Genomic DNA, 6,385 nt, shown 5'->3' on the forward strand with positions numbered 1-6,385 from the left:
GGGCGAAGACTACCGGGCGGACGGCGGCGCCCACGACTTTGGCGGCGGATCGAGACCCCATGTCAACCGGGTAGCAATGCTGATCGGGCTCGGCAGTCGTAGCGTGGGTGTGGTGAGTCAACCCAGAAACGACGGTCGCCGGCCACCCGCCGCCGGCGATCTGCCCCGCACCCTCGGTGAGTTGCGTGCCTCCGGTCATCGCGAGCGGGGTGTGAAGGCCGAGATCCGGGAGAACCTGCTGTCCGCGCTGGCCGAGCGCCGGGACGTGTGGTCGGGGATTCTCGGTTTCCAGGACACCGTCATCCCGCAGCTGGAACGCGCGCTGATCGCCGGGCACGATGTGGTGCTGCTCGGTGAGCGCGGCCAGGGCAAGACCCGCCTGCTGCGCGCGCTGACCGGGCTGCTCGACGAGTGGACGCCGGTGATCGCCGGCTCCGAGCTGGGCGAGCACCCGTACAGCCCGATCACCCCCGAGTCGATCCGCCGGGCCGCCGATTCGGGTGAGGACCTGCCGATCGAGTGGCGGCACCGCAGCGACCGCTACACCGAGAAGCTGGCCACCCCGGACACCAGCGTGGCCGACCTGGTGGGCGATATCGACCCGATCAAGGTGGCCGAGGGTCGCAGCCTGGGTGACCCGGAAACGATCGCCTACGGGCTGATCCCGCGGGCGCACCGCGGCATTGTGGCCGTCAACGAGCTGCCCGACCTGGCCGAGCGGATCCAGGTGTCGATGCTCAACGTGATGGAGGAGCGCGATATCCAGGTCCGCGGCTACACGCTGCGGCTGCCGCTCGACGTCCTGGTGGTCGCGAGCGCCAACCCGGAGGACTACACCAACCGGGGCCGCATCATCACCCCGCTCAAGGACCGGTTCGGCGCCGAGATCCGCACGCACTACCCGCTGGAGCTCGACCACGAGGTCGGCGTGATTCGCCAGGAGGCGCACCTGGCCGCCGAGGTGCCCGACTACCTGCTGGCGGTGCTGGCCCGGTTTGCACGCAATCTGCGTGAATCGAACTCGATCGATCAGCGGTCGGGCGTGTCGGCCCGGTTCGCGATCGCCGCCGCCGAGACCGTCGCGGCCTCGGCCCGGCACCGGTCGGCGATCCTCGGCGAGGACGATCCGGTGGCCCGGGTGGTGGACCTGGGCACGGTGATCGACGTGCTGCGCGGCAAGCTGGAGTTCGAGACCGGCGAGGAGGGCCGCGAGCAGGCCGTGCTGGAGCATCTGCTGCGGCGCGCCACGGCCGACACCGCACAGCGTCTGCTGGGCGGTATCGACGTCGGCCCGGTGGTGGCCGCGGTCGAGGAGGGCTCCCCGGTGACCACCGGTGAGCGGGTGTCGGCCAAGGACGTGCTGGCGGCGCTGCCGGACCTGCCCGCGCTCGACGCGGTCGCGTCCCGGTTGGGTGCGGTGTCGATCGGCGAGCGGGCCTCGGCGGTCGAATTGGCCCTGGAAGCGCTTTATCTCGCGAAACGCATCGACAAGGTGTCGGGGGAGGGCGAGACGGTCTATGGCTAGACACACCGGGCATACCTCGCGGTATTCCCGGTACACGGGCGGGCCGGATCCGCTGGCGCCGCCGATCGATCTGCGCGATGCGCTCGAGCAGATCGGTCAGAACGTGATGGAGGGCTCGTCGCCGCGGCGCGCCATGCAGGAGCTGATGCGCCGCGGCACGGCCGATATGCGCGGCGCCGACCGGCTGGCCGCCGAGGCCAACCGCAGGCGTCGGGAACTGTTGCAGCGCAACAACCTCGACGGCACCCTGCAGGAGATCAAGAAGCTGCTCGACGAGGCGGTTTTGGCCGAGCGCAAGGAGCTGGCCCGGGCCCTCGACGACGATGCCCGGTTCGGTGAGATGCAGATGGAGGCGCTCTCGCCGTCGCCGGCCAAGGCCGTGCAGGAGCTGTCCGAATACGACTGGCGTAGCCCCCAGGCACGCGAAAAGTACGAGCAGATCAAGGATCTGCTCGGCCGGGAGATGCTCGACCAGCGGTTCGCCGGGATGAAGCAGGCGTTGGAGAACGCCACCGACGAGGACCGGCAGCGAGTCAACGAGATGCTCGACGACCTCAACGACCTGCTGGACAAGCATGCCCAAGGGAAGGACTCGCAACAAGATTTCGAGGACTTCATGGACAAGCACGGCGAGTTCTTCCCGGAGAATCCGCAGAACATCGACGAGTTGCTGGACTCGCTGGCCCAGCGGGCCGCCGCGGCTCAGCGGTTCCGCAACAGCCTGTCCGAACAGCAGCGGGCCGAGCTGGATTCCTTGGCGCAGCAGGCTTTTGGCTCACCATCGCTGATGAATGCGCTGAACCGGCTGGACGCCCACCTGCAGGCGGCCCGGCCAGGGGAGGACTGGGCCGGTTCGCAGCGGTTCTCCGGGGACAATCCGATGGGTATGGGGGAGGGCGCGCAGGCGCTGGCCGACATCGGTGAGCTGGAGCAGCTCGCCGACGCGTTGTCGCAGAGTTACGCCGGTGCGACGATGGACGATGTCGACCTCGACGCGCTGGCCCGCCAGTTGGGCGATGAGGCCGCGGTCGACGCCCGGACGCTGGCCGAGCTGGAGCGGGCCCTGGTCAATCAGGGCTTTCTGGATCGCGGCTCGGACGGGCAGTGGCGGCTCTCGCCGAAGGCCATGCGCCAGCTCGGCCAGACCGCGTTGCGCGATGTGGCACAACAACTGTCGGGTCGGCACGGGGAGCGTGACACGCGCAGGGCCGGGGCGGCCGGGGAGTTGACCGGGGCGACGCGGCCCTGGCAGTTCGGTGACACCGAACCGTGGAACGTCACCCGGACGGTGACCAATGCGGTGCTGCGCGAAGCCGGTACGGGCACCATCGAGCGCCCGCTCAAGATCAGCGTCGAGGATGTGGAGATCTCGGAGACCGAGACCCGCACCCAGGCGTGTGTGGCGCTGCTGGTGGACACCTCGTTCTCGATGGTGATGGAGAACCGTTGGCTGCCGATGAAGCGCACCGCGCTGGCGCTGAACCATCTGGTGTCGACCCGTTTTCGGTCCGACGCACTGCAGATCATCGCCTTCGGCCGCTACGCCAGGACGGTGAACGCGGCCGAGTTGACCGCCCTGGAGGGCGTCTACGAACAGGGCACCAATCTGCATCACGCGCTGGCGTTGGCGACCCGGCACCTGCGCCGCCACCCCAACGCCCAGCCGGTGGTGCTGGTGGTCACCGACGGTGAGCCGACCGCGCACCTGGAGGGTTACGACGAGGGTGCCGAGGTGTTCTTCGACTACCCGCCGCATCCGCGGACCATCGCCCACACGGTGCGCGGGTTCGACGAGGTGTCGCGCATCGGTGCGCAGGTGACCATCTTCCGGCTGGGCAGCGATCCGGGTCTGGCCAGGTTCATCGACCAGGTGGCCCGGCGGGTCGGCGGCCGGGTGGTGGTGCCGGATCTCGACGGGCTGGGTGCCGCGGTGGTCGGGGACTATCTGCGTTCACGCCGCCGCTGACGTTTGCCCCCACGCCGACTTCGCGGTCGGCGAGACATGCGATTCGTGCAGTATCCTGAAATGCATGATCCGCATGTTCGAGTGGGGTGAGTGGCCGTGACCGCTGCCCACGATCACTTGGTCGACGCGGCCCACCGGATCCGGGAGGGTGCTGCGGCACTTGGCCAGGCGCTGGAATCGGTCCGGGTCTATGCCGAACCGGCGGTGGCACGGGCCGTGCAGGCCGAACTGAACCTCTACGACCGGATCGGCGCCGAGTTCGGATTGCTGACCAGCGCGGAGGCGGGCAGGCGGTTGGGCTCGCGGTCCTCGGCTCCGCGCAATCTCGCCGCCGCCGCCCGCCGCGACAGGTCACTGCTGGCGATCATGCGCGGGCACCAGACGCTGTTTCCGGGGTTCCAGTTCGACGCCGACGGACGGCCGCTTCCTGTGATCCGCCGACTGCGTGACCTCGCAGCAGAACTCGGGTGGTCGGAGAACGGCGTCGTGCAGTGGCTGTGTGCGCCGAGTACCTATCTCGGCGGCCGGCGGCCCGTCGATCTGCTGGCGGTCGACCCCGACCGGGTCGTAGACACGGCCATGGCGGCGTGGACGGTCCAGTGGTGACACCCGCCCCACCCAAGCCCTTCAACGCGCAGACCGCGAAACTCGATGTGGGGACCCGGTTGTACCGGGTCTTCACCGCGGCCGAAGGCCGCTCGGCGACCACCTTCAACCCTGGGTTCGGCGCACCCACCCGATTTGCCTTCTTCGGTGCGCCCGCGGTTCCGGTGCTGTACGCGGCGGCGGCCGAGGAAGCCGCCGTCGCGGAGACGCTGCTGCACGACGTCCCGGTCAGTGGAGGCATCCTCCCGTACGACAAGTACTCGCGGACCGTGATGGCACGACTGGAGGTTAGCCATCCGATCACGGTCGGCGTCCTGCACGGGCTCGGGCTGCGTCGGCTCAAGGTGACCGCCGACGAGGTCACCGCGAGCGGAGCCGACACATATCCCGAAACCATCGCGTGGGCCCGCGCCGCCCACGATGCCGGCCTCGACGGTCTTGTCTGGATGTCGAGGTTGTGCAACGACGCCAAAGCTTATGTGTTCTTTGGTGATACGTGCGGTGACTCGTTCACGCAGGACACCGGCTTCGCACGGCTTTTCGCCACCGGTGCCGACCAACTGTGGCTGATCGAGCTGTGCGCACCGTTGCATGTCGACGTTCTTCTGGCTGCGTGATACCGGCCGCGTTACCGCCGGCGCACCCGCGCACGCAGCAACTCATGCACGGCCATGAGCGCGTGCAGCAGGCCCCATTCGCAAGGGATGTAGTCGCGGGTGCGGACCAGACGTGCGGCCAGTTGCGGTGATTCGTCGTGCAGGATGTGGCGGGCCCGGCGCGCGTGAAAGGTGTTCGACGCGATCTTGATCGCCGGCGCATCGGCCAATTCGGGGATCGAGTTCTGGATGTTCTCCACGGTCGTCGTCGCCCGGTCTTCGAGAACGATGTTGGCGGCCGGAACCCCGAGTGACACGACGGCGTAATTGGCCATCATCTGCGCTTCCGACAGTTTCGAGCGCACGGCCGCGCCGGAGAAGATGAACCGGGCCTTGGCCGGGTCGGTCGAGCGCACGGCGATGCGGACCCGCCAGCGATGCAGCACGGGCTGGGGGCAGCCCAGCACCAGAACGGCCTCGCCGTCCCGCACGCGGCCGGGATCGGCACCGTCGGCGGGCAGCGCTTCCTGTGACGCCTGCCGAGTTGTCCACTCACACCATGCCAGCCCGGCGCCGACCACAACCGTCACGGCACCGAGGTTTCTGGTCCACGCACCCATGGCGCCATTATCTCTGCGCCGAGTTCGACGAAAGCGTCGTGCCTGCCCCGTACGGCGCGTCATTTTCGTCGAACTCGGGCAGGGCGGAGCCAAATCGGGACGGTCTGCGTCCAAAGGGTATGCGTATTCCGTTCGTCGGCAGCGCCGCCGTGGCCGCCGGTCGGCTCACCGAGGCGCAACTGCGGCACCGCTACAGGGCGATCTACCGCGGGGTGTATGTGCCGCGCCAGCACACGGTGTGCCTGCATGAGCGAATCGCCGGCGCGTCGCTCACGACGGGCGGGGTGATCGCCGGGGTGGCGGCTTCGGCGTTGCACGGGGCCCAGTACATCGACGACGACATTCCGGTCGAGGTGGTCGCGGCGGGCCGGCGCCAGCGCGGCCTGATCATCCGGTACGACACCCTCGCAGAGAACGAGGTCACCATGGTGGCGAGCATTCCGGTGACCACACCGGGGCGCACCGCGTTCGACCTGGCCCGGCGATTGCCGCGCAATCAGGCGGTCGAGCGGCTGGACGCTCTGATGAACGCCCGGGCGTTCTCGGCCGAGGATGTCGCACTCATCGCGAAACATCACCCGGGCGTGCGTGGACTGCGACGGCTGGGGATCGCGCTGCCGCTGGTTGACGGGGGTGCCGAGTCGCCGAGAGAGACCTGGCTTCGGTTGCTGTTCGTCGATGCCGGGCTTCCGCGGCCCTGCACCCAGTTCGTCGTCGTCGACGAGGACGGCTCGTATGTCCGCCGGCTCGATATGTGCTGGGAGGAGTTCAAGGTCGCCGAATACGACGGTGAGCAGCATCTGACCAGCCGTAGGCAGTACACGCTCGATGTCCAGGTCGGCCGCAGACTGCAGCGGTTGGGCTGGCACGTCATTCACGTCATCAAGGAGGACCACGGCCCGGACATCGTCGAACAGGCCCGGGCCGCCCTGCTGTCGCGTGGCTGGACGCCGTGAGACGCTGGCCGCGGAGGAGGAAGAACATATGAGTGCTACCGCGCCGCCGATCATCCTGATCACCGGGATACAGGCCGCGGGCAAGTCGCGTCCAGATGCGGGTGGCGGCCTCGAGG

The 6,385-nt window shown here is 68.7% G+C and carries 6 protein-coding genes; 5 read left to right on the forward strand and 1 reads right to left on the reverse strand.

What is annotated here, in order from left to right:
* Positions 1-112: 112 nt before the first annotated feature.
* From ACWDTP_RS22120 to ACWDTP_RS22135, 4 genes are all read left to right on the forward strand, one after another.
* Positions 113-1,525, forward strand: coding sequence for a sigma 54-interacting transcriptional regulator (locus tag ACWDTP_RS22120; RefSeq protein WP_450023681.1), 1,413 nt, complete (start codon positions 113-115; stop codon positions 1,523-1,525).
* Positions 1,518-3,491: a vWA domain-containing protein gene (locus ACWDTP_RS22125; RefSeq protein ID WP_450023683.1), complete on the forward strand. Its 1,974-nt coding sequence runs from the start codon at positions 1,518-1,520 to the stop codon at positions 3,489-3,491. The genes ACWDTP_RS22120 and ACWDTP_RS22125 overlap by 8 nt, the downstream gene beginning before the upstream one ends.
* 96 nt (positions 3,492-3,587) lie before the next feature.
* Positions 3,588-4,097 (forward strand): hypothetical protein, encoded by a 510-nt coding sequence (locus ACWDTP_RS22130; RefSeq protein ID WP_450023685.1) that lies wholly within the window; start codon positions 3,588-3,590, stop codon positions 4,095-4,097.
* Positions 4,094-4,714, forward strand: a complete 621-nt coding sequence (locus ACWDTP_RS22135) for an RES family NAD+ phosphorylase (RefSeq protein ID WP_450023687.1) — start codon at positions 4,094-4,096, stop codon at positions 4,712-4,714. The genes ACWDTP_RS22130 and ACWDTP_RS22135 overlap by 4 nt, the downstream gene beginning before the upstream one ends.
* Positions 4,715-4,725: 11 nt before the next feature.
* Here the strand turns inward: ACWDTP_RS22135 and ACWDTP_RS22140 are convergent, their stop codons facing one another.
* Positions 4,726-5,313, reverse strand: a complete 588-nt coding sequence (locus ACWDTP_RS22140) for a YdcF family protein (protein ID WP_450023689.1) — start codon at positions 5,311-5,313, stop codon at positions 4,726-4,728.
* 119 nt (positions 5,314-5,432) lie between these two features.
* Between ACWDTP_RS22140 and ACWDTP_RS22145 the strand changes: the two genes are divergently transcribed.
* Positions 5,433-6,269, forward strand: a complete 837-nt coding sequence (locus ACWDTP_RS22145; RefSeq protein WP_450023691.1) for a type IV toxin-antitoxin system AbiEi family antitoxin — start codon at positions 5,433-5,435, stop codon at positions 6,267-6,269.
* The last annotated feature ends 116 nt before the right edge of the window (positions 6,270-6,385 follow it).

This window comes from Mycobacterium sp. NPDC003449 (genome assembly GCF_053588415.1).

What these genes read in the sequence shown, in the direction of transcription:
- ACWDTP_RS22145 (WP_450023691.1), top strand. Translation starts at nt 5,433, where the DNA reads ATGCGTATTCCGTTCGTCGGCAGCGCCGCCGTGGCCGCCGGTCGGCTC.
- ACWDTP_RS22140 (WP_450023689.1), bottom strand. Translation starts at nt 5,313, where the DNA reads ATGGGTGCGTGGACCAGAAACCTCGGTGCCGTGACGGTTGTGGTCGGC.
- ACWDTP_RS22125 (WP_450023683.1), top strand. Translation starts at nt 1,518, where the DNA reads ATGGCTAGACACACCGGGCATACCTCGCGGTATTCCCGGTACACGGGC.